Source organism: Bacillus sp. FSL M8-0166 (assembly GCF_038008825.1).
GTDB classification, from domain to species: domain Bacteria; phylum Bacillota; class Bacilli; order Bacillales; family Bacillaceae; genus Bacillus; species Bacillus safensis.
Genome location: NZ_JBBOZZ010000001.1, coordinates 1454098 through 1479010, shown reverse-complemented (window position 1 = coordinate 1479010; position 24913 = coordinate 1454098). Strand labels below are relative to the sequence as shown.

Here is a 24913-nt window from a genome sequence, read left to right as displayed (position 1 = left end):
CAAGGGGAGGCTACATGAATCGATTTGTAAAAGGGGTCATTCTGCTATCGGTCGCAGCTTTTATTGCGGAGTGTATAGAGTTTTTAGTCAATATGATTTTAGCGAGAGAGCTTGGAGAACATGGAATGGGTTTATATATGAGTATCCTTCCAATCATCATGCTTGTCCTTGTGATCGCCAGCTTAGAGCTGCCAGTCTCCATTTCTAAATTCATTGCAGAATCACATGAGCGTCTCCACAAAAGTATGCTCCGCCATGCCTTTAAAATGACGCTTGTGGTGACAAGTACAACAACAGCTATAGCAGCCATTGTACTGCCTTTCATTCCAGTGTTCCAGTCGTATCATCCGCTTATGAAAGGCTTGGTTCTGTCACTTATCCCGATTATTGCGTTTACCTCCATTGCCCGCGGCTATTTTATGGGAAAGCAGCAAATGGGCAGAATCGCTCTAGCCAATATGCTGAAGAAAACGATCCAGCTTATCTGTTTGTTTTTGTTTTTTCATTGGTATTCGTTTGATATTGAAACAGCAGTACTCATCGCCATTGGTGTCATTGTTGCGAGTGATCTTGTCGTCTTTATTTATTTATACTCCCAATACGTCATGGCGAAAAATGCTGTGAATGTCAGGTCTGTTGAATTAAGAGGGATTGATGTGCGAAAGCGCCTATTAGCTGTTTCCATTCCGACAACGGGCATGCGCATCTTTCATGCGATCGCCAATGCGGTTGAACCATTTTTAATCAAAGGTGCGCTCGTTGCAGCAGGCATTTCTGGAACACTTGCTGTTGATCATTACGGCATGCTGGCTGGTGTCGCAATGTCGATCGGTTTTTTCCCAGCGTTTATCGCTCATTCCATCATGATTGTGATGATTCCGAGTGTCTCTGAAGCCTATGCTTTAGGCCAGTATGATCTTGTGAAAAAACGTGTCAGACAGGCAATTCTCATAACGTTTGGATACGGGGTGCCGGCAGTGATGTTGATGTATTATTTTGCTTACCCGCTCACACAGCTCTTTTTTGACTCACCGCAAGCTGCTGTCTATTTACAGCTGCTTTGGCCATACTTTTTATGCCATCTGTTTGTGATGCCATTTCAAGCGTGTTTAATCGGTATGGGGCTCATCAAAGATGTGTTCCTACATAATATATGGGTGCATGTCGTCTCGTTTTCTATGGTGTATTTCCTCGGTTCAATTGAAAGCTTGAATATGATGGGGGTCATTTTAGGGATGAACACAGGCATGCTGCTTTTGACCGCACTGCATTATGCAACCATTTGTAAGGAGCTCGGCGTTTCAATGTTCCTTACATTGAAAAAAGCTTGAATGTCATCATCATCGAGAGGGCAAGCTATAAGAAAACTGGGAAGGAAGATCATGATGAATCGTAAACATCTACCCGCCAGTCTTCTGATAATGACCCTGCTGCTATTTCTAATGAGCGCAGCAGCAGAAGCAAAAGAACCCGTAATGGCACCAAGAATAGAGGCCCCGACATTAACTGGTGAAACGCAGATGGTTCCCGCAAAAGGAAAAAAGACCATTTTGCATTTTTGGACAACATGGTGCCCGTCCTGCAAGATGGAACTGCCTGCATTTGAACAAATCGTGAAAGAAAATCAGAGTGATGTTGACATATTGACCGTGAATTTACTAGGTGCTGAACAAAGTAAACATGCTGTTGCCCAATTTGTGAAAGACAGAAGGTTTACATTCCCGATCATACTAGATGAACACGGAGAAATGATGAAGAAATATCAAATCATCACCATCCCAACGACCTTTTTGATTAATGAAAAAGGAGAAGTGGTGAAAAATCATGTAGGTCCACTGACGAAAAAACAAATCAAAGAGTGGACAAATTCGTAGAACAAATCCTTTCTGTTAAAGAACCAATTCTGTTGGTTCTTTTTTGTGTTCATTTGCTTTTCATCTGAATACACTGTGCTCAGAAGAAGACGGAACGGTCTATATCAATAATGATAATTATTATCAAAAAGAAATTATAATAATTATTAATTGAAAATTGTTCAGAACCTGTTATAATGAGTTACAGACCAATAAAAAGCTTGAAATAGCAGAAAATATAGATGGAAAAAGAAACGGGCAACGATTGATAATGTGAAAACGATTATCAATTAGAGAGGAGAAAACAATCATGAATGAGAATACAGCACTTTACCAAACGACAAATCAAAAGGAATCGAAATGGTCCTTACATAAATGGGCACAGCACGGAGAATTAATGGCAGCAGGTATCTCGGGGATTCTCATTTTAATTGGATGGATTCTAAAGGATCAGAGCATGTGGAGCATTCCTCTTTTCATCCTAGCATTTGTCATAGGAGGTTTTGCAAAGGCGAAGGAAGGAATTGAAGAAACGATTTCGTCTAAGACCTTGAATGTGGAACTTTTAATGATTTTCGCAGCAATAGGCTCAGCTCTGATTGGCTATTGGGCAGAAGGCGCTATCTTAATTTTTATTTTCTCACTGAGTGGTGCGCTTGAAACGTATACGTCAAATAAAAGCAAGAAAGATTTAACAGCATTAATGAGCATTGCACCAGATGAAGCAACTTTAATTGAAGAAGATGGTACGACCATTCAAATCGCCGCTTCATCATTGACACCAGGTGACCGTATTATGATAAAAGCTGGGGAACGCATTGCAGCAGATGGTGTGATTTTAAGCGGGAGAACAAGTGTGGATGAATCTGCACTCACGGGCGAATCTGTTCCACAGGAAAAAGGGCAGGGGGAAGACGTATTTGCAGGAACAGTGAACTTAAATGGTTCTTTAACAGTAGAAGTCACTAAACATAATGAAGAAACGCTTTTCCATAAAATTATTAAACTTGTCGAATCCGCTCAAGAAAGTGTTTCACCGAGCCAAGCATTTATCGAAAAATTCGAGGGTGCCTATGTAAAAGGTGTGCTGATCACCGTCGCGATTTTAATGGTTCTGCCTCATTTTGTACTCGGCTGGAGTATGAGTGAAACCTTCTACCGGGCAATGGTGTTTATGGTCGTTGCTTCACCTTGTGCTTTAGTTGCATCCATAATGCCAGCAGCGCTGTCACTGATCTCAAATGGCGCAAGAAATGGGATGCTTGTCAAAGGAAGTGTCTTTTTAGAAAAACTAGGCACAAGCAGCATGATTGCTTTTGATAAAACGGGGACGATTACAAGCGGGAAGCCAGCTGTAGAACAAGTCGTCATGGCTAAAGGACAGGATGAATCTGCTTTTTATCAGGCACTTTATCAAATTGAGAGTCAATCAAACCACCCATTAGCGAAAGCAATTACTGATATGGCAAAAGAGCACCAAACAGAAAGATCAGTCCATGTCACCATTGAAGAAACCTCTGGATTTGGTGTGAAAGCACAATTAAATGGAGAAACGTGGCGGATTGGAAAGAAAGACTTTGCTGGTAAAGCGTCAATCGACCGCGAGATTGAAGAGACAGGTGATGACCTTTCAACGCAAGGAAACACAGTGGTCTACGTTCAAAAGGGTGAAGAAGTCGTTGGCTGCCTTGGCCTTAAGGATCAAATCAGACCTGAAGCCAAAAAAATGATTCAAGAACTAAATGATTTAGGTATCCAAACTGTCATGCTGACAGGAGATCAGCAAAAAACGGCTGAAGCCATTGCGCAGGAAGCCGGCATCCAGACCGTAGTGGCTGAATGTCTTCCAGATGAAAAGGTACATGAGGTCAATCAATTAAAAAAACAAGGTAATTCAATCATCATGGTAGGAGACGGAATCAATGATGCACCAGCGCTCGCCACAGCAGATGTTGGGGTTGCGATGGGCGGAGGCACAGACGTTGCCTTAGAAACAGCGGATCTCATCTTAATGAAGAATAATTTAAATAACCTAACAAAGATGATCCGTCTTTCAAGAAAAATGAATCGAATCATTAAGCAAAACATTATTTTCTCATTAACGGTGATCTGTCTGTTAATTTGTGCGAATTTCTTGCAAGTGCTTGATTTGCCTTTTGGCGTCATCGGGCATGAAGGAAGTACGATTTTGGTCATTTTAAATGGTCTGCGTCTGCTTCGTGCATCTTAAATCAATCATCAGGGCGCACTGGATTTATGCCAGTGCGCTTTTGTGCGAAATACAGCAAAAACTGATACAATAGACCAGTAGTAAAACGTGTGAGGAGGATCATGATGAACCGAATGAAGAGCTTGTCTTCTTGGCTTAAGAAAAAAGACATTCAAGGTGCATTTATACATACAAAGGAAAATGTGTTTTATCTATCTGGATACTTCACAGAGCCGCATGAAAGAGTGATGGGGCTGTTTGTGTTCCAAGAGGCAGAACCATTTTTTATTTTGCCTAAAATGGAAGTCGAACAGGCAAAAAATGCAGGATGGTCCGGCGATATCATTGGATATGAAGATCATGAGAATCCATTTGATTTCATTCAATCAGCGATAGAAAAACGTGGTGTTCAAGCGGCACGTCTTGCGATTGAAAAAGAATCGATTCCGCTTCAAAGAGCAGAACAGCTCCAAGCTGTCACCGGGGCAGAAACTTTCGTCCGGGCTGAAGAAGAGCTCAATCAGCTCAGACTGATTAAAGATGAATCTGAAATTGCTACATTGAAAAAAGCAGCTCAATTGGCAGATGAAGGTGTAAAGATTGGGGTTAACGCTTTAAAAGAAGGAATCACGGAAACAGAAGTGCTCGCTGTCATTGAATATGAACTAAAGAAAAAAGGCATTCAAGGCATGTCCTTTTCCACCATGGTTCTCTTTGGTGAAAAATCAGGCGAGCCTCATGGAAATCCGGGGCAGGCAGCCTTAAAAAAAGGCGATTTTGTGTTATTTGACCTTGGCGTCATTGTAGATGGATATTGTTCAGACATAACAAGAACATTCATCTATCAGGAAGCTTCTGAAAAACAAAAGGACATCTATCAAACCGTCTTAAATGCAGAAATGGCAGCACTTGAAATGAGTAAACCCGGCGTGAGAATCGGTGATCTTGATTTAAAAGCTCGCGGGCTGATCACAGAAGCAGGGTATGGTGAATATTTCCCTCATCGCCTTGGACATGGATTAGGGGTTTCTGTTCATGAGTTCCCTTCTATGAGTAAGGCAAATGACGATCTTCTGCAAGAAGGTATGGTGTATACGATTGAACCAGGAATTTATGTGCCGGGAGTCGGCGGCGTAAGAATTGAAGATGATGTTCTCATTACGGCAGATGGTCCAGTCACCTTAACCAATTATCCGAAAGAGCTGACGATCATCAAGTAATGAAAAAAATCACGATGAACGTCCAGGTCTTGGAAGCGTCATCGTGATTTTTTATCACTCTTCTCGATCCTTATCAACAAAAAAATCATCAATTGATTGAAACGGTTTGATTTTATGTTCTTTTCCTAAAGGATGTAGTGCAAAACGAGCAGAAAACAAAACAGTCATACATAATATAATCCATATGATGAAACCCATCTTGAATTCCCCTTTCCATCCAGTGATTTGTTCAGCTCACATACATCTTAAAGTATGAAACGCTTACCATATCAAGAGAAAGTAGGAGAAAAAATGGCAAACATAAGGGAGATTGCGAAAAGAGCGGACGTATCTGTGACAACCGTATCACGTGTGCTGAATCATCATCCTTATGTCAAAGAGGAAAAAAGAGAGCGTGTTCTACAAGCGATGGAGGAGCTCAAGTATACGAGAAACATTCAGGCAGTCCATTTAGCGAAGGGCTATTCGAATATGCTTGGCATTGTCCTTCCAAATATTGAACACTCTTATTTCAGCGCACTCGTCACAGGTATTGCAGAAAAAGCACAGGCGCGCGGCATGCATTTTGCTTTATTTCAAACAGGATATGATCCATTAAAAGAAAAAGAAGCGTTAATGAGCTTAAAAGAGCGCCGTGTGGATGGTTTAATATTTTGTTCAAATGCGTTAAGTGATGGACACATTCTAAAGTGGCAGGAATCAGGGCCGATTATATTTTGTCATCCTGCGCCGCACGATCAATGCTCAACCGTGTCGATTGCGCATGATCAAGCATTTAAGGAAGGCCTGCATCATTTGGCGAAATGCGGCCATCAACGAATTGCAATCGTTCTCGCCAGAACAGAAGGAGCAAATAGCGAGTCGCGCCTTCAGGCTTATCAAGACATGATGCAATCGCTCGGGCAGACCATTGATGAGAAATGGATCATCGAAGGGAAGTTATCCCTGCTTGATGGGAAGCAATTATTTGCAGAATGGAAGGAAATGAAAAATCGCCCCACAGCTTTATTCATCACAAATGACGAAGTCTCTGCAGGCTTTTTATTAGAGGCGCAGCGTCATGACATAAAAGTAGGAGAATCACCAGCCATACTCAGCTTTCAAAATAACCAATTGAGTGAGGCTTTGGGGATTTCCAGCATTCATATTCCCCTCAAACAAATGGGGCAGGAAGCGTTTGACTTGTTTGACCGGGCATTAAAGGGAGAGGAATCAGAAAAAAGAATGCTGCCATTTCGCCTGATTGAGCGAACAACAACCGTTTTGAAAAACAATCGTTGACGCACGTTTCATCTGTTTTGTACGATAAGAGGGATTGAATAAGAAGGAGGTGGGGATGTTCATGGAATCCTTCACCGTTGATAAAGCGTTAAATAATAATGTCATCATCGCAAGACACCCTTCTTTGGGCGAAGTGGTTCTGATTGGAAAAGGGATCGGCTTCGGAAAAAAATCGGGGGATGTTCTCGATCAAGACGTGTTTGAAAAGATGTTTGTGTTAAAAAACACGAAGGAACAAACAGAATATAAACAACTGCTTCATCATATTGATGAGAACATGATCGAGCTTGCCAATGACATCATTTATCATATACGAGAAAAAATGGGACAGCGCTTGAATGAGCATATTCATGTTGCACTGACTGATCATATTGCGTTTAGTTTTAAGCGGGTGCAGCAAGGCTATGATATCACGAACCCTTTTATGCTTGAGACGCAATCGTTATATCCGAAAGAATACGAGGTTGCAAAGGAAGTCGTTGAACTGATTAACGAGCGGCCAGATGTCGAAACAAAGCTGCCAGAAGGTGAAATTGGCTTTATAGCGCTCCATATTCATTCAGCTTTGACGAATCGGCCTTTATCTGAGGTGAACCGTCATTCACAGCTTATTACGCAAATGGTCCAAGTCATCGAAGATTCATTTCATATGAAAGTAGACAGAGAAAGTATTCATTATTTACGCTTATTACGCCATATTACGTTTTCAATTGAGCGTATTAAACGGGGAGAATCATTAGAGGAACCAGAAAAATTGCTTCATCTATTGAAAAATGAATATCCTTTATGCTACAATACTGCTTGGAAAATGATCAAAATTTTGCAGCATGCATTGAAAAAGCCTGTACAGGATGCTGAGGCCGTCTACCTGACACTTCATCTGTACAGATTGACAAATAAAATTTCATAGTTTCCTTGAAACGTGTAACTGATTCGATCAGGCATGAGTGACTTAAGGTAAATACAGGATAAGATCCTGTTATTTGCGCAACCTTATATCACCATGTCTTTTTTTGCGTTTGAAAGTGAAATGTAAACGGTTAATTATGAAATGTACGTCAGGGAGCATCCCAAATGTATGTTGTAAGCGAAAACAAAAGGAGGTTCAACCAGTGTTTAAATCACTTTTTGGTGTGTTGCAAAAAATTGGACGAGCACTCATGCTTCCAGTTGCGATCCTTCCTGCTGCCGGTATTTTACTAGCACTTGGGAATGCGATGCAAAATCCGCAGCTGATTGATGTAGCTCAATTTTTAAGCAATGATACAATTCAGCTTGTTGCAAGTGTCATGGAGAATGCGGGGAACATCGTCTTCTCGAATCTTCCGCTTTTATTTGCTGTAGGGGTTGCCATCGGTCTTGCCAATGGAGACGGAGTGGCAGGGATTGCCGCTATCATCGGTTACCTTGTCATGAACGTAACGATGAGTGCCGTATTAATGGCCAACGGATCTATTCCATCCGATTCAATTAAATTGGCTAAGTTCTTCAAGGAAAGCCATCCAGCATATGTGAATATGCTCGGCATACCGACCTTGTCTACCGGCGTTTTTGGCGGGATTATTGTCGGGGTATTAGCCGCTTATATGTTTAATAAATTTTACAAAATTGAGCTCCCGCAATATCTTGGCTTCTTTGCTGGTAAGCGTTTTGTTCCAATCGTCACTTCTATTTCAGCACTTATTTTAGGGCTTTTGATGCTAGTCATTTGGCCGCCAATCCAAGGTGCACTGAACTCATTTTCAACAGGACTGCTTGCAGCGAATGAGCCGCTGGCTGCCTTTGTATTCGGTGTCATTGAACGCTCATTAATTCCGTTTGGTCTGCACCACATATTCTACGCACCATTCTGGTATGAATTTTTTAGCTATAAGAGCTTATCAGGAGATATTATCCGTGGTGACCAGCGTATCTTCATGGCGCAAATCAAAGATGGTGTTCAGCTGACAGCTGGTACATTCATGACAGGGAAATATCCATTCATGATGTTCGGCCTTCCAGCAGCAGCTCTTGCGATTTACCATGAAGCAAAACCAAAGAATAAAAAGCTTGTAGCAGGAATTATGGGATCAGCGGCCCTTACTTCTTTCCTAACAGGGATCACTGAACCACTTGAATTCTCATTCTTGTTTGTTGCACCGATATTATTTGCGATTCACTGTGTATTTGCTGGATTATCCTTTATGATAATGGATATTCTAAACGTGAAAATCGGGATGACCTTCTCAGGAGGGTTAATCGACTTCTTCCTATTTGGTATCCTGCCGAATAGAACCGCTTGGTGGCTTGTCATTCCAGTAGGTCTCGTCCTTGCTGTCATTTACTACTTCGGATTTAGATTCGCCATTCGCAAATTTAATCTGAAAACGCCAGGACGCGAGGATGAAGCAGCAGACGGAGCAAGTGAGGCGAAGTCTGAAAAAGGCAATGACTTGCCTTATGAAATTCTTGAAGCAATGGGTGATCAAGAAAACATTAAGCACCTTGATGCTTGTATCACGCGTTTACGTGTCACTGTTAATGATCAGAAGAAAGTGGACAAAGACCGCTTGAAAAAGCTTGGCGCTTCAGGTGTTCTCGAAGTAGGGAACAACATCCAGGCAATCTTCGGCCCGCGCTCTGATAATTTAAAAACACAAATGCAGGACATCATTGCAGGCCGCACGCCTCGTCCAGCGAAAGACCCTTCTGCAAAAGAAGAAGTCAGCCAGCAGGTCGAAGAAGTCATTGCAAAGCCGCTTCAAAATGAACAAGGGGAAGAAATTTTTGCTTCACCAATTACAGGGGAGCTTCATCCAATTACAGATGTACCAGATCAAGTATTCTCAGGGAAAATGATGGGTGACGGTTTCGCTATCTTGCCAACAGATGGAACGGTGGTTTCACCGGTAAGAGGGAAGATCTTAAATGTGTTCCCAACGAAACACGCTATTGGCCTGCAATCTGATGGTGGACTTGAAATTTTGATCCACTTCGGAATTGATACGGTCGGCCTCAAAGGAGAAGGATTTGAAGCATTTGTACAAGAGGGAGATCAAGTAGAAATCGGTCAAAAACTTTTAGAGGTTGATATTGATAAAATTAAGACTGAAGTACCATCTTTGATGACACCAATTGTATTTACCAACTTAAGTGAAGGACAATTTATTGACCTTCAAGAATCCGGTGAAATCAAAGCTGGACAAGAAAACATCATGAAAATTTCAAAATAATTTTCATAACTGCCGTTCTTGTTAGATGACAAGCTCGGCAGTATGATATAATATTGTGGATGTATTAATTGTATAAAAAGGAGATTGATAAAAATGGCTCAACAAACATTCAAAGTAACTGCAGATTCTGGAATTCACGCACGTCCTGCAACAGTTCTTGTACAAACTGCTAGTAAATATGATGCTGATATCAACTTAGAATATAATGGTAAAACAGTGAACCTGAAATCTATTATGGGTGTAATGTCTCTAGGAATTGCGAAAGGTGCTACAATCACAATCTCTGCTTCTGGTTCTGATGAAAATGATGCACTTGCTGCGCTTAAAGACACAATGAAAAGTGAAGGCCTAGGCGAGTAATGCAACAACTGAAAGGAATCGGTGCTTCAGCAGGCGTTGCGATTGCAAAAGCATATCGTCTGGAAGAACCAGATTTAACAGTTCACCAAAAAGACATCAACGATCCAGAGACAGAAGTGAAGCGTTTTGAAGAAGCAATTCATGTTTCTAAACAAGAACTTGAAGCAATTAAAGAACATGCGCTAAAAGAGCTTGGCCAAGACAAAGCAGATATCTTTTCTGCCCACCTTCTTGTGTTAAGTGATCCTGAACTGCTAAGCCCAGTAAAGGATAAAATCAAATCTGATAAAGTAAATGCTGAATTTGCTTTAAAAGAAACAGCGACAATGTTTGTCACAATGTTTGAAGCAATGGACAATGAATACATGAAGGAACGTGCAGCGGATATTCGCGACGTCACTAAACGTGTGACTGGACATTTGCTTGGCGTTGACATTCCAAACCCAAGCATGATTTCTGAAGAAGTCATTATCATTGCTGAAGATTTAACACCTTCTGATACTGCTCAGCTGAACAGACAATTTGTCAAAGGGTTTGCGACAGATATCGGTGGTCGTACTTCTCACTCAGCGATCATGGCAAGATCTATGGAGATTCCAGCAGTTGTTGGGACAAAAGAAGCAACAAAAACGGTGAAAAACGATGATCTGATCATTGTGGATGGTATTACTGGAGACGTCATCATTCAGCCTTCTGAAGATGAAGTGAAAGCGTATCAAAAAAAGCATGAAGACTACTTAGCTCAAAAAGCGGAATGGGCGAAACTTGTTGACCAGCCAACGGTTACAAAAGACGGCGTTCATGTAGAGCTAGCTGCAAATATCGGAACACCTGAAGATGTAAAAGGTGTACTTGAAAATGGCGGCGAAGCAGTTGGATTGTACCGTACTGAATTTTTATACATGGGCAGAGAGCAGCTTCCTACAGAAGAAGAGCAGTTCGATGCGTATAAAACAGTTTTAGAGAAAATGGAAGGGAAAGCAGTGGTTGTCCGCACACTAGATATTGGTGGCGATAAAGAACTTCCTTACTTGCAGCTTCCAAAAGAAATGAACCCGTTCCTAGGCTATAGAGCCATTCGCCTTTGCCTGGAAGAACAGGAGATTTTTAGAACACAACTACGCGCTTTACTTCGTGCAAGTACATATGGAAACTTGAAAATCATGTTCCCTATGATCGCGACGTTATCAGAATTTAGAGAAGCAAAAGCCATTTTACTTGAAGAAAAAGAAGCATTGGTTGCCGCTGGTACAGACGTTTCTGATTCCATTGAAATCGGAATGATGGTAGAAATTCCATCAACGGCTGTCATCGCAGACCAATTTGCAAAAGAAGTAGATTTCTTCAGTATTGGAACGAATGATTTGATTCAATACACAATGGCTGCTGATCGAATGAACGAACGAGTGTCTTATCTTTACCAGCCTTACAACCCAGCGATTTTACGTCTTATTACGCTTGTGATCGAAGCAGCGCATAAAGAGGGTAAATGGGTCGGCATGTGCGGTGAGATGGCAGGAGATGAAATCGCAATCCCGCTTCTACTTGGATTAGGATTAGATGAATTCTCAATGAGCGCAACATCCATTCTTCCAGCTAGAACGCAGCTAAGCAAGCTTTCTAAGGAAGAAGCGGCATCATTTAAAGAGCATATTTTATCACTTAGTACAACAGAAGAAGTTGTTGATTTCGTCAAGAAAACGTTTCAACAGAACTAAGTGAATCAAAACCAGACAGGTGAAACTGTCTGGTTTTTTTGTCGAATTTTATCATATTGAGTCATATTGGGCAGTGAGAAGGGTACCCTATAATTAAAAAATGGAGGTGACCAGATTGCCTTTCTCAGACTATAAACCGGGTGATCAAGTATATGTGATTTATCGAAATCCACATGCTGCAAACGTAGCACAAATTAAAGAAGCAGAAATTGTTTCACACCCATACAATGAAGAAGAGCTTGCTCTATTTTTACTTGAAACGTACCATCCACTAGCACCTGATGATGCTGTGTTTCCAACATATGAAGAAGCAGAAGCTCTTTATCAAGATTTGTTTGAATAAGGGAGATTTTAGAAAGGATAAAAGCCATCCTGTGAGGTTAAAGTAACGGTATGAAAACCTTAATGGTAAGGATGTGCTAAACATGATCAAACCTTTCGTTCCCCAGCTTGTTTACATTGAACCCCGGGCGTTAGAGTACCCGTTAGGACGAGAGCTGAAGGAAAAGTTTGAGGGTATGGGAATCGAAATAAGAGAAACGACCTCACACAACCAGGTAAGAAATATTCCGGGAAAAAATGACCTGCAAAAGTATCGTAACGCGAAGTCAACGCTTGTCATTGGTGTAAGAAAGACGTTGAAATTTGATTCGTCTAAACCATCTGCAGAGTATGCGATCCCATTTGCGACAGGATGTATGGGTCATTGTCATTATTGCTATTTGCAAACAACAATGGGAAGTAAGCCTTACATCCGAACGTACGTCAATGTAGAAGAAATATTAGATCAGGCTGAGCAGTACATGAACGAGCGAGCGCCAGATATCACAAGATTTGAAGCATCATGTACTTCAGATATCGTAGGAATTGACCATTTGACACATACACTCAAACGAGCGATTGAATACTTCGGACAGACCGACCTTGGAAAGCTTCGCTTCGTCACGAAATTCCATCATGTCGATCATCTGTTAGATGCAAAGCATAATGGCCGGACAAGATTCCGTTTTAGTATCAATGCCGATTATGTCATTAAATATTTCGAGCCTGGCACATCACCGCTTGATCAGCGAATTGAAGCGGCTGTAAAGGTCGCAAAGGCAGGTTATCCTCTTGGTTTTATTATTGCTCCAATCTACATCCACGAAGGCTGGCAGGAAGGATATAAAGTTCTTTTTGAAAAGCTCGATGCAGCCCTTTCTGAAGATGTGAGAGACGATATCACCTTTGAGATGATTCAGCATCGCTTTACAAAACCAGCAAAGCGTGTGATTCAAAAAAACTACCCGAAATCAAAATTAGAGTTGGACGAAGAAAAAAGAAGATACAAATGGGGGAGATATGGGATAGGAAAATATATCTATCAAAAAGATGAGGAACAAGAACTAAGAAAGACTTTAGAGTCATATATAGATCAGTACTTTCCTTCTGCAAAAATTGAATATTTTACTTAAAACAAGCCTATATGGCTTGTTTTTTCTATTTAAATTTTCTTACAACTATTGAATGCGGTATCATTTTGCCGATATATAAATTAAGGTGTGAAAGTAGATGTAGGGGTGATGAGATGTTTAAGAAACTTCAAGTGAGAATAGCTGTTTTCATCTCAGTTATTTTAATTTTAACCGTGGTGGCTGTTCAAGTGGGTTCCAACTTAGTGTTAAGACCACTTATTGAACGTGATGCAAAAACCACCGCAGCAGCAACGGTAGAAAGCATGAGAGACATCATTACAGAAAAGCTTGATAATTACGGCAATACAATTAATAAACTCGCAACAAGTAAAATGACTGAAGAATTTGCGCAAAAACAAACAAAACAAACATTGGCTTTTGAAAACGATGAACTAAAAAACTTGCAGGAACAGGATAAACTCATTTCGTTTGCCTATATTGGAACAAGTGACGGTAAATTTTTCGGCTTCCCAGAGTTCGATCTTGGCGAAGGGTATGATCCATCTAAACAAGGTTGGTTTAAACAAGCAGCCGAAAAGCCCGATCAGGTCGTTTGGACAGATCCATATGTTGATGAAGCAACGAAAAAAGTGATTGTTTCAGCCACGAAGGCGATTGTCAAAGATGGAAAAGTCATTGGGGTAGCAGGACTTGATTTGAAGCTGTCCTCTATTCAAACTTATATAAATGAACAAAAGATTCCTTATAAGGGGACCGCTTTCTTAGTCGATGGCACAGGCACCCTTTTGGCGCATCCAACAGAACAAGGAAAAAACATATCAAAGGTTGCTTCTGTGAAAAAAGCGATCGACAACTCAGGTATTGATGACAGCAAAGAACTGACGGTCATATCTAAAATCAAAGTAGCCGATTGGACAGTTGGTGTCAGCTTTGAGAAAAAGAAACTGCTTTGGATCACAGAACAAATGAATCAAATAAGCATTATTATTTCTGTCATTGCCATTATTCTTGCGATGATCCTCAGCTTCTTATTGGCAAGAAGTATCACTACGCCAATCAAGCGTCTAATAGAGCATGTGCGTAAGGTGTCAGAAGGCGATTTAACAAGTACGCTTGCAGTGAAATCCCAAGATGAAATTGGTTTCCTCACGAAAAGCATTAATCAAATGACCGAGGATATCAGGGAGTTAATTGAAAAAGTGAAAGGTGCTTCAGATCAAGTTGTGAAATCAGCGGATGAAGTGACTCACATTTCAAATGAGACTTTGCTGTCTAGCGAACAGATTGCAACGGCCATTCAAGAGGTGGCAACAGGAGCGACTAAGCAGGCATCAGATGCAGAAACGATTAATGAAAAATCAGAGCATTTGTATGAGAAAGTGCGGCATATGGGTGAGCTTGCCACGCAAATGCAAACCAACTCAAAATCATCTGAAGATGCAAGCTATAAAGGGCTTGATGCACTTGGTGTGCTCGTCCAAAAATCAACACAAGCGAGTGAAGAATCGAAAAAGGTTGAGCAAATGCTGATAGACCTTGAGCATAAAACGAAAAATATTGAAAACGTCGTGACTGCCATCTCTGAGATTTCGGATCAAACGAATTTACTTGCACTGAATGCAAGCATTGAAGCAGCGAGAGCAGGAGAAAGTGGACGAGGATTTGCTGTAGTTGCAGAAGAAGTGAGAAAACTTGCTGAACAATCTGCGCAGTCAACAAAACACATTAGTGAAACCGTCAAACTCATTCAAGATGAATCGAAGAAAGCGGCTGAAGCGATGACAACAGCAAGTAAAATGAATGAGGAACAAGGTACCGCCATCAATGCAACAGGTGAGGCACTCAGCAGCATCACAATGGAAATGCAGGCACTTGTCGGTTCAATCGACATCATTCATACACAGATTAATGAAATGACAGAAGAACAGCAGAAGATGAGTGACTCCATTCAAAGCATTGCTGCCATTTCAGAAGAATCTGCTGCCTCAGCTGAGGAAGTGCATGCGTCTACAGATGAACAAGTTCAAGTGTTAGAAAGAACGAAAACCTCAACTGAAATGCTGAACGAATCAAGCCAGGCACTGCGTCAGGCGGTTGACCGATTTAAGGTATAATGAGCGGAAAGGAACCTTGCGACGTGAGCAAGGTTCTTTTTGTATGATAAAATAAACTAGAGGAGGTGTTGACATGGATGTCAATCTAACTGGAAAAAAAGCATTGGTAGCTGCAAGCAGTCAAGGTATCGGAAAAGCGATTGCCTTTGCTCTAGCAAAAGAGGGAGCAGATGTGATGCTCTCGGGAAGACATGAACAGAAGCTGAAAGAAACAGTCAACGAGCTGTCTCCACTTGTCGTCAAAGGACAGCTGACTTATCAAGTATGTGATGTATCTGACGCCGGGCAAATCAAGGCGCTTGTTCAAGCGGCGGCTGGCGATGAGAAGTGTCTAGACATTCTTGTAAACAATACAGGCGGGCCTAAAACTGGAACGCTTGACACCTTAACAGATGAAGATTGGATCGAATCATTTCAACTTCATTTACTCAGTTATATTCGATTACTAAAAGAGGCATTGCCTTATTTGAAAAAACGCGGCGCACGTGTGTTAAATATTGCGTCAATGTCAGTGAAAGAACCGATCCCGGGCTTGATGCTGTCGAATACATTTAGACCGGCCATTGCAGGCTGGACAAAAACAGCCGCTCAGGAACTTGCAAAGGATGGTATTTTGATCAATACATTAGCACCTGGAAAAATTGAAACAGACCGTGTTAAACAGCTGGAAAAGCACCGCGCACAAAGAGAGCATCGAACGGTTGAAGAAATCAAAGCACAGGCTGAACGAGCGATCCCGCTCGGCCGTTACGGACAGCCAGAGGAATTTGCAGCATATGCAGCGTTTCTTTTATCAGAAGCCAATACATATATGACAGGTCAAACACTGATCATTGATGGTGGATTGACAAAGTCTCTTTAAGGAGGAACAAGTGATGGCACAAATCAAATCAGTTGGTTTTATTGGAATCGGTGTAATGGGGCGCAGCATGGCAGGACATTTAATGGATGCAGGCTATGAAGTTCTCGTTTATACAAGAACGAAAGCAAAAGCAGAAGCATTGATTCAAAAAGGGGCATCATGGAAGCCGGAAGTAAAGGAGATCGCAGAGAGTGCAGATGCCGTCATCACAATGGTGGGGTATCCATCGGATGTAGAAGAGATCTACTTAGGTGAAGGTGGTCTTGTGGCACATGCCGCGCCTGGTACATATCTCATTGATATGACGACATCGAAGCCTCAGCTTGCAAAAGAAATTGAGTTGAAAGCGAAGGGAAGAGGTGTATTTGCATTAGATGCACCTGTATCAGGCGGAGACATAGGAGCCAAAAATGGCACGCTGGCCATTATGATCGGCGGAGAAAGGTCAGCCTATGAAGCCTGTCTGCCGCTATTTGAGCAAATGGGTGAAAACATTCAATATCAAGGACCGGCAGGAAGCGGTCAGCATACAAAAATGTGTAACCAAATTGCCATCGCAGCGGGGATGGTAGGTGTCGCAGAGGCAATGGCCTATGCCGAAAAATCAGGGCTTGATCCAGAGCAGGTGCTCAAAAGCATCACAACAGGTGCAGCCGGCAGCTGGTCCTTGTCAAACCTTGCACCAAGAATGCTGAAAGGCGATTTCGAGCCAGGGTTTTATGTGAAGCATTTTATCAAGGATATGGGCATTGCACTTGAAGAAGCAGAGCTGATGGGTGAAGAAATGCCAGGGCTCTCACTTGCGAAGTCACTTTATGAAAAGCTGAGCGAACAGGGCGAAGAAAATAGCGGGACCCAGAGTATCTATAAATTATGGGTCAAATAAAAAACTGCCCCGCCTAGGTGGGACAGATTGCAGCTTGTAAAAAAACCTCGCATTGCTGAAAAAGAAGACAAACTAAAAACCTGTCCAAATAGGGACAGGTTTTTTTGATATTATTTTCCGATGAATTGCTGCGTCCAGTAGTTGCCAGATTTCACATAGCCAACACCGATATGTGTATAGCTTTTGTTTAAAATGTTTGCTCTGTGGCCTTCACTGTTCATCCATGCTGTCACAACTTCTTGAGGGGATCTTTGACCTTGTGCAATGTTTTCACCTGCTGATTTGTAAGTGATACCGAATTGCTTCATTTGATCAAATGGAGATCCATAAGTTGGGCTTGTATGAGAGAAATAGTTTTTATCTTTCATATCTTGAGATTTTGCACGAGCAGATTTACTTAATTTAGAATCAACAGAAAGTGCCTTTAAGCCTTGTTTTGCACGCTCTTTATTTGTAAGCTCAACCACTTCTTTTTCAAATGCATTTAAGCTGCTGTCTGCTTTTGATGCCGCTGTGTCTTTTTGGTCAGCTTTTGTGTTGCTATTGTTGTTTGTGTTTTCTTTTGCTGGAGTGCTCGGTTTAGAAGCAGCTGGTTTTTTCACTGATTCTTGTTTTTGTTCTTGTTTTGCTTTGTTTACTTCTTTCACTACTTTTGTTCCTGTAACAGGTTGACCGCTTTTGATCAGTTTGTTTAATAGAGTTTCGATCTCTTTTTGATTCGACTTGCTTAGCTTGTTTACATCTGAAGAGATATGTAATTTTGCTGCTAATGTATGAAGATCAATGGCTTGATGCTGTACATTTATTACTTGTTTCAGGTTAAGCTCCTTCGCATCAGCTGAATGTCCTCCAGTGAATGTGATGAGTGCAGCAGCTGTCAGCGCTGAAAAAAAGAATGATTTCTTCTTCATATTGTAACTCCTCCTAAAATCTTTGTTTTGTTTTCTCACAAAAAATCATACCATGGACTTTTTGTTATAAACGTACCAGCATCCTCCATTGACAATGCCAGTTTGTCATTTTTGTTAAAGTCATCGTAAGAGCCGCTTCATATCAAAGGATAGGGAATTCTTCCATTTAAAGAAAACGACATAAACATACCAATATTTTAAAGTGTTAGTATATTTTTTTGCAGATTAGGGATTGACAGCTTTTTTTCACCCGTTTCGCTGTAACAACTATTACAAAAGTGTTACAATAATGAGTGGTAATTGTAAAAGATTGAAAAGGATGAGAGGAGCTACATAAGTGGGAGAGAAACAGCATCAAGGTGCTGCCGAGCAGAAAAAAATCAAGCGCCGGAACGCCTGGAGAATTAATCTCTTTTTCTTCGCTGTATTTAGTTTATTTGCTGGACTTGTGATCAAGCTAGGTGTGCTGCAAATCGTCAATGGTGAAGATTATAAAAAGCAAGCCAACCGAACAGAAGTCAAAACAGCATCATACCCGTCTCCAAGAGGAAAAATGTATGACGCGAGAGGAAGAGTCGTCGTTGATAACGAAAGTGTACCTGCCATCGTTTATACATCAGAAAGCGGTGTGAAAGCGGAGGATAAGATTAAGGTAGCAAGAAAACTTGCGACTTATATAAAAATGGATACTGATTTTTTGAGAGAGCGTGACATTCGAGATTTTTGGCTGGCGAGCCATCCGAAAGAAGCGGATAAACTCATTTCAAAAGCGGAGAAAAAAGATATCGATGCAAAGGATGTCTATCCGCTTCAAGTAGAGCGTGTCCCAAAGAAAGAAGTCAAGGCCATCGAAAAGGATGCAGAGGAAAAAGCAGTTGCAGCGATCTACCGTAGATTTACAGGCGGATATGCCTTTGAGCCCCAAATCGTGAAGGCAATGAACCCAAACGAAGAGAAAAAAGGGGACGAAAAAGTTGCTTTACTCGATGAAACGAAAGAATCAAAACAAACTTCATCCGTAAGCCTGACATATGAAGAAATTTCACTTGTCTCAGAGCATCTTGATGAACTGCCTGGTGTGAATGTCATCAATGACTGGACAAGAAAATATCCGTATGAAAAGACCCTTTATAATGTACTTGGCGGTGTGACCACACCAGAGCAAGGAATCATTAAAGAGCGTGAAGATTACTATATGGCAAGAGGCTACTCGCGAAATGACCGGGTAGGGAAGAGCTATTTAGAATATCAATACGAGGATTTTCTAAACCCAGAGAAAGCGACCGTTCAATATACACAGGTTGGCGGGAAGCTGCTCGATGAAATCAAGCGGACAGAAGGACGAAGAGGACTTGATCTTGCGCTGACATTTGATATGGAGCTGCAAAAGGAAGTCGACAAAATCGTTGAATCAGAGCTTAGATCCGCCAGTGCGAGAAACTATATGATGGATCGTGCCTTTGTCGTCATGATGGACCCTCACACAGGGGATGTTCTCGCCATGTCGGGCAAGAAAATGGACGGCAGAGACGTCACAGATTATGCGATCGGTACATTTACGACCCAGTATGAAATGGGCTCTGTTGTCAAAGGAGCCACAGTTCTTGGCGGTTATCAGGACGGGATGTCACACAACCAAACCTATTTGGATACACCGCTCTATTTTGCAGGAAGTAATGGAAAGGCGAAGCAGTCTTACAAAGTTCTTGGATGGGTTAACGACGTTCAGGCACTCCAAAAAAGTTCCAACGTCTACATGTTCCAAGTAGCGATGAGAATGGCGGGCATCAACTATCAAAAGGATGGTCCGTTACCTGCAAGGCCTGAGCACTTACAAAAAATGAGAAACTACTATGCGCAATTCGGTCTTGGTGTGAAAACGGGGATCGATCTGCCGCAGGAATCAAGCGGGATGCAGACGCATCCTAAGACGGTCGGCGGACTCTTGCTTGATGAAGCAATTGGTCAGTATGACACGTATACACCGCTTCAAGTAGCGCAATACATGTCGACGATCGCCAATGGAGGCAGCCGTATTCAGCCAAGAGTAGTGAAAAGCGTACACCTTCCAACGAAGAAGGATGAAGTAGGCCCAGTCGTAAAAAAATATGAGCCGAACGTGCTGAACACGATTAACAACTCGAAAGCGGATATTGACCGCGTAAAAACAGGACTGAAAATGGTCACATCAACAGGCGGAACTGCCGCTGGCCGGTTTGGTCAGCATGATGTCGCAGGAAAAACGGGTACAGCGCAAACCTTCTACTATGGCGCCAACCGCAGCTGGTGGGGAAATTCAACGTACAACTTAACCTTTGGAGGATATTATCCTTCTTCTAATCCAAAGGTGGCGTTTAGTGTCGTGACACCTTATGTCTCAGATAAAGATCCTGTTATTAAAAACATCCCAAGTAAAATTGTGGATAAGTACGTTGAATTACAAAAGAAATATGAAAAACAATAAACCGCAGGGAGCACAGCAGCAAAAAGTGCTCCCTTTTTGCTGAAAATATGGACGTTTCCCTCGATGGCAGAAGGAAAATACGGGTTTTCTAGCGAATCTTTTTTATACATCAATCTAAGGACAACCCTAAAAAATGAAAAGGAGGGTCGGACGACGATGGAACAACAAATGAAAGATTCGAATCAATTGTATTCGAACATCGATTTACATGCCGTTCTTTCTTCTAATGGCCGCTTTCTCTACATTTCTTCCAACTGTAAGCAGCTTTTGCTCTATGAACAAAAGGATTTACTAGGGTGTTTTTTGAAAGACTTTGTTCATACCGAAGATCAATTTCTCGTCGAAAGTTATTTTTACAATCAGCACATGCTAGAGGTTTGCCACTTTAGACTGTTAAGAAGTGATCTGACAGCTGTATGGATCGAAGCAAGCATTGATTTTGTTGCTTGCGATGGGTTAGATAGCGAATTAAGTAGAGAAATGATCCTGAAAATGAGGGTGCTGGATAATGAGCCCCAAAAAGCAGCATTTCAAGCAGCATCAAAAGTAGCAGAACAGTCGTTAGGCAGTCTGCCGGCTTTCCAAAATGTCAGTGAAGCTGAACGATTGATTGCCATGCTGCCAAATCCGTTATGTATTACGACTTTAGGGAAAATTGTGTATGCGAATGATGCGATGCTGCAATTAATGGGGGTAAGTGCAAGAGATGACATGATCGGCAAGTCCGCGTTTGATTTTATTGCTGAAGAGTACCATGATATTGTCAGAAGCCGAATAACAAGGCTGCAGCAAGGCCTTCCAGTCGGAATGATTGAACAGATATGGAAGCGTCAAGATGGGAGCAGTATTCATATTGAGGTAAAGTCATCACCGACGATTTATCAAAATCAGCGGGCAGAGCTTTTGCTGCTAGTTGACATCTCATCCCGTAAAAAATTCCAAACCGTTCTTCAAAAAAGCCGGGAGAGGTATCAGCTGCTCATTCAAAACTCCATTGATACGATTGCGGTCATCCATGATCACAAGTGGGTATTTATGAATGAATCAGGCATTAAATTATTTGAAGCCGAGCATTACGATAAATTAATAGGAAAGGATATCTTTCATCAAATCCATTCCTGTGATCAGCAAAAGGTTAAAAAGAGCTTATCACGTATTATTGAAAGAGCATCAGATTCTGAGATTGTCACGATGAGCTGTCATACGTTTAAACATAAGCTGATTTATACAGAAATGGTCTGTATCCCAACTACATTCTTTGGAGAAACAGCGGTTCAAATTATTTTAAGAGATATCTCCGAACGTAAACAGACAGAAGAGCTCATGCTCCGCTCAGAAAAATTATCGATCGCAGGTCAATTGGCGGCTGGCATTGCACATGAAATCAGAAACCCATTGACCGCCATTAAAGGCTTTTTGCAGCTCATTAAACCGAAAACAAAAGATCGCGATCAGTACTTCGAGATTGTTTTCTCTGAGCTGAGTCGAATAGAAATTATATTAAGTGAGCTGCTAATGCTGGCAAAACCACAGCAAACGGCATCGATGCAGACGCTTGATTTGAAAAAAATCATCAGCGAAGTCACGGCCTTGTTAGAAACACAAGCGAACTTAAATGGCATTTTAATGAACACAAGTGAGATAGAGGAAGGTCTTCTGATAAACGGAGATCAAAATCAGCTCAAGCAAGTGTTTATCAATTTAATCAAAAATGCCGTAGAATCCATGCCGGACGGAGGAAAGGTAGACATCACAGCCAAAGCAGAAAGTGATGGAATACTTGTCGCCATTCGTGATGAAGGGATCGGCATTCCTGAATCGGTGATGAAGCGGATTGGAGAGCCCTTTTTAACCACAAAGGAAAAAGGAACCGGACTTGGCCTCATGGTCACATTTAATATTTTAGAAAATCATAACGGGACGATTCGTGTGGATAGTCAGCCTGAAAAGGGCACCGTATTTCACATCATGTTTCCTGCAAAATAAAAACAACGGCAAGAGAGCCGTTGTTTCAATCTAGCGAATGAATGGAACGTTTTTCAAGTACAAATTGTTCTAGCCGGTCAAGTCCTTCTTTCAGCGTTTCAAGTGAATAAGCATAAGACAGGCGCACATACCCTTCGCCGAGTGGAGAGAAAGCCGAGCCTGGTACGACCGCAAGTCTTGTACTTTCTAACAGCTCCATGCAAAAATCAAAGGAACTCATCCCAAACGATTCAATGGATGGAAAAATATAAAAAGCGCCAGAAGGTTTAATCACCGGAAGCCCCATAGAAATGAGCCGATCATATACATAATCGAGTCTTTTCTTATATTGCTCTCTCATGATCAGTGCATCATCCACACCATTTGTCACAGCTTCAAGTGCCGCCTTTTGTGAGACAGCCGAGGCACAAGACACGTTATATTGATGTACTTTTAATACATGTTTAGCAATTGGAGCTGAAGCAAATAAAAATCCAATTCTCCATCCAGTCATGCTATGAGATTTAGACAGTCCATTGATGACAATGGTCTGTTCTTTTAAGAAAGAGGCAATTGAATGATGCGGCCGGTCAAATGTCAGCTCGCTGTAGATTTCATCGGATAAAATAAAGATGTCTTTTCCTTCAAGGAGCTGGGCAATTTCTTTCAATTCTTCTTCTGAAAGTGTGACACCAGTCGGGTTTGAAGGGTAAGGAAGAACCACACACTTTGTCTTTTCCGTTAACGCATCCTCAATCAGCTTGGCATTCAATTTAAAGCCAGCATTCGTTGTGTCGATATGTACGGGCATGGCACCACACATTCGAATGATCGGTTCATAGCCGGGGTATACAGGTCCAGGTAAAATGACCTCGTCGCCTTCCGTCAAAATGGTTCGAAACGCAGCATCAATTGCTTGACTTGCACCTGTCGTCACAATGATTTCTGATTCTGCATCATAATCAAGATTGACTTTCTTCTTGATATAATGCTGGATCGCTTGTCTTAGCTCTAGGAAACCAGCATTGTGAGTGTACGAGGTGAAATTCTCATCAATGGCTGTTTTGGCAGCTGTTTTGACATGATGCGGCGTATAAAAATCGGGCTGGCCTATCGTCAATGAAACGACATCCTCATATGACGATACGAGATTTGAAAATGTTCGAATGCCTGAAATTTCAATATCCTTTACTCTTGGATTCAGCAAATGCTCCATTTCTCATCACCTTAAAAATTTATGTTTTTATCCTATTTTACCATTCACTGCATAAATGTCACCTGCGAAAGGCACTGGATATCGTTATATGTAGTCTATTCTCCTATCCATCACCGCATGAGTGATATATTGAAGAAAGAGCAACATTTATTATAGCGTAACCTCAAGAGAAAATACAGGCTGTGATGAAGATGATTAGAAAACGGCAAAACTGCGTAAACTGAAAAAACGTGAGAATCAGGGTCATGGGAATTGCTTTCATAGACATACGATCTCCTAAAGGAGGACGATAAATGGAACAATCAGCGAAGACATCGAAAATCGCGTTTCTATCTGTGCTGAGCAACACTTTTGTTGTCATCTTAAAAATCATTGTGGGTCTATTAACTGGATCTGTTGCGGTGTTATCAGAAGCCATTCATTCGTTTCTCGATTTAATGGCGTCGTTTATTGCATTTATTTCTGTTCGTATTTCAAGAAAGCCAGCAGATTCTAAACATCCTTATGGACATGGAAAAGTCGAAAATATTTCTGGAACGATTGAGACCCTGCTGATTTTCGTTGCTGGCATTTGGATTATATACGAATGTGTTCACAAATTAATGCATCCAGAGCCAGTCAAACTGCCTATGCTTGGCATTGTGGTCATGCTGCTAGGCGCTCTCATCAATTTTGTAGTATCGAGGGTTGTGAACAAAGAGGCTGAGCGAGTACATTCAGTCGCCATGAAATCAAATGCACTGCATCTTTTAACGGATGTGTTTACGTCATTAGGGGTGGCATTTAGTTTATTGCTTGTGGCATTAACCGACTGGTATTTCCTAGATCCGATCATTGGAATGGTTCTGGCCCTCTTTATTATGCGTGAAGCGTTTAAACTCATGAAAGAAGCCTTCCCGCCGCTTGTTGATGCTCGTTTAACACCAGAGGAAGAACAATCAATCGAAGCAATCATTCAAGGATTTAGTCAAGAATTTATTGAATATCATGACTTTCGAACAAGGCGGTCTGGTGCCGAGGAATATATTGATTTTCATTTGATTGTAGATGGAAAGACAACGATTGAAGATGTTCACCAATTATGTGATCGAATTGAAGAGAAGATTCAGCTGGAATTTCCGCATGCACAAATCTTTATTCATGTAGAACCTGAAAGTGAAAGAAGCGCACAAACGTAAAAAAGGCGATCAACCTATTCTCAGGTTGTATTGCCTTTTTTTACGCTTC

At 41.5% G+C, this 24913-nt stretch carries 20 protein-coding genes; 17 read left to right on the top strand and 3 right to left on the bottom strand.

The annotated features are described in order from the left end of the window. Positions 1-14 precede the first annotated feature (14 nt). The 4 genes from NSS92_RS07860 to NSS92_RS07845 all read left to right on the top strand — a co-directional run bounded on the left by NSS92_RS07860 (position 15) and on the right by NSS92_RS07845 (position 5282). Positions 15-1331 carry a polysaccharide biosynthesis protein gene (locus NSS92_RS07860; RefSeq protein ID WP_340867282.1) on the top strand — a complete coding sequence of 439 codons (1317 nt, stop codon included), beginning with the start codon at positions 15-17 and terminating at the stop codon, positions 1329-1331. Between the two features lie 54 nt (positions 1332-1385). Then, a complete protein-coding gene (gene stoA, locus NSS92_RS07855) occupies positions 1386-1874 on the top strand; it encodes an endospore biogenesis thiol-disulfide oxidoreductase StoA (RefSeq protein ID WP_324290814.1) in 489 nt (162 codons plus the stop codon). A 289-nt stretch (positions 1875-2163) separates the two neighbouring features. Next, positions 2164-4083, top strand: a complete 1920-nt coding sequence (locus tag NSS92_RS07850; RefSeq protein ID WP_340867281.1) for a heavy metal translocating P-type ATPase — start codon at positions 2164-2166, stop codon at positions 4081-4083. Between the two features lie 104 nt (positions 4084-4187). Next, positions 4188-5282, top strand: a complete 1095-nt coding sequence (locus NSS92_RS07845; protein ID WP_267586135.1) for a M24 family metallopeptidase — start codon at positions 4188-4190, stop codon at positions 5280-5282. A 54-nt stretch (positions 5283-5336) separates the two neighbouring features. Here NSS92_RS07845 and NSS92_RS07840 read toward each other — a convergent pair whose 3' ends face one another. Further along, positions 5337-5480, bottom strand: a complete 144-nt coding sequence (locus NSS92_RS07840) for a hypothetical protein (protein ID WP_162842493.1) — start codon at positions 5478-5480, stop codon at positions 5337-5339. Between the two features lie 93 nt (positions 5481-5573). Between NSS92_RS07840 and NSS92_RS07835 the strand changes: the two genes are divergently transcribed. From NSS92_RS07835 to NSS92_RS07790, 10 genes are all read left to right on the top strand, one after another. Continuing rightward, positions 5574-6563, top strand: a complete 990-nt coding sequence (locus NSS92_RS07835; RefSeq protein ID WP_340867280.1) for a LacI family DNA-binding transcriptional regulator — start codon at positions 5574-5576, stop codon at positions 6561-6563. 55 nt (positions 6564-6618) lie between these two features. Continuing rightward, complete coding sequence (glcT, locus tag NSS92_RS07830) at positions 6619-7473, top strand: glucose PTS transporter transcription antiterminator GlcT (protein ID WP_286037393.1); 855 nt, start codon at positions 6619-6621, stop codon at positions 7471-7473. Between the two features lie 202 nt (positions 7474-7675). Further along, a complete protein-coding gene (ptsG, locus tag NSS92_RS07825; protein WP_095408349.1) occupies positions 7676-9775 on the top strand; it encodes a glucose-specific PTS transporter subunit IIBC in 2100 nt (699 codons plus the stop codon). A gap of 93 nt (positions 9776-9868) precedes the next feature. After that, positions 9869-10135: a phosphocarrier protein HPr gene (locus tag NSS92_RS07820; protein WP_003211078.1), complete on the top strand. Its 267-nt coding sequence runs from the start codon at positions 9869-9871 to the stop codon at positions 10133-10135. Then, positions 10135-11853 (top strand): phosphoenolpyruvate--protein phosphotransferase, encoded by a 1719-nt coding sequence (ptsP, locus tag NSS92_RS07815; RefSeq protein ID WP_340867279.1) that lies wholly within the window; start codon positions 10135-10137, stop codon positions 11851-11853. The genes NSS92_RS07820 and ptsP overlap by 1 nt, the downstream gene beginning before the upstream one ends. A 115-nt stretch (positions 11854-11968) precedes the next feature. After that, a complete protein-coding gene (locus NSS92_RS07810; protein WP_003211490.1) occupies positions 11969-12196 on the top strand; it encodes a transcriptional regulator SplA domain-containing protein in 228 nt (75 codons plus the stop codon). Between the two features lie 82 nt (positions 12197-12278). Next, a complete protein-coding gene (gene splB / locus NSS92_RS07805; protein WP_267586138.1) occupies positions 12279-13307 on the top strand; it encodes a spore photoproduct lyase in 1029 nt (342 codons plus the stop codon). A 113-nt stretch (positions 13308-13420) separates the two neighbouring features. After that, positions 13421-15382 (top strand): methyl-accepting chemotaxis protein, encoded by a 1962-nt coding sequence (locus NSS92_RS07800; protein ID WP_340867278.1) that lies wholly within the window; start codon positions 13421-13423, stop codon positions 15380-15382. Between the two features lie 73 nt (positions 15383-15455). Next, positions 15456-16244, top strand: coding sequence for an SDR family oxidoreductase (locus tag NSS92_RS07795; protein ID WP_340867277.1), 789 nt, complete (start codon positions 15456-15458; stop codon positions 16242-16244). 13 nt (positions 16245-16257) lie between these two features. After that, positions 16258-17130 carry an NAD(P)-dependent oxidoreductase gene (locus NSS92_RS07790; RefSeq protein ID WP_267586141.1) on the top strand — a complete coding sequence of 291 codons (873 nt, stop codon included), beginning with the start codon at positions 16258-16260 and terminating at the stop codon, positions 17128-17130. Positions 17131-17240: 110 nt separating this feature from the next. Here NSS92_RS07790 and NSS92_RS07785 read toward each other — a convergent pair whose 3' ends face one another. Then, positions 17241-18041, bottom strand: coding sequence for a CAP domain-containing protein (locus tag NSS92_RS07785; protein ID WP_340867276.1), 801 nt, complete (start codon positions 18039-18041; stop codon positions 17241-17243). 337 nt (positions 18042-18378) lie between these two features. Here NSS92_RS07785 and NSS92_RS07780 point away from each other — a divergent pair, with 337 nt between their 5' ends. Both NSS92_RS07780 and NSS92_RS07775 read left to right on the top strand, forming a co-directional pair. Continuing rightward, positions 18379-20505: a peptidoglycan D,D-transpeptidase FtsI family protein gene (locus tag NSS92_RS07780; protein ID WP_267586143.1), complete on the top strand. Its 2127-nt coding sequence runs from the start codon at positions 18379-18381 to the stop codon at positions 20503-20505. A 156-nt stretch (positions 20506-20661) separates the two neighbouring features. Beyond that, entirely contained in the window at positions 20662-22491 is a 1830-nt protein-coding gene (locus tag NSS92_RS07775) for a PAS domain-containing protein (RefSeq protein WP_340867275.1), read from the top strand. A gap of 25 nt (positions 22492-22516) precedes the next feature. On the opposite strand, the gene NSS92_RS07770 is transcribed toward NSS92_RS07775, so the two are convergent. Further along, positions 22517-23686, bottom strand: coding sequence for an aminotransferase A (locus NSS92_RS07770; protein WP_142944656.1), 1170 nt, complete (start codon positions 23684-23686; stop codon positions 22517-22519). 293 nt (positions 23687-23979) lie between these two features. On the opposite strand from NSS92_RS07770, the gene NSS92_RS07765 reads away from it, so the two are divergent. Next, positions 23980-24864, top strand: a complete 885-nt coding sequence (locus NSS92_RS07765; RefSeq protein WP_340867274.1) for a cation diffusion facilitator family transporter — start codon at positions 23980-23982, stop codon at positions 24862-24864. Positions 24865-24913 lie beyond the last annotated feature (49 nt).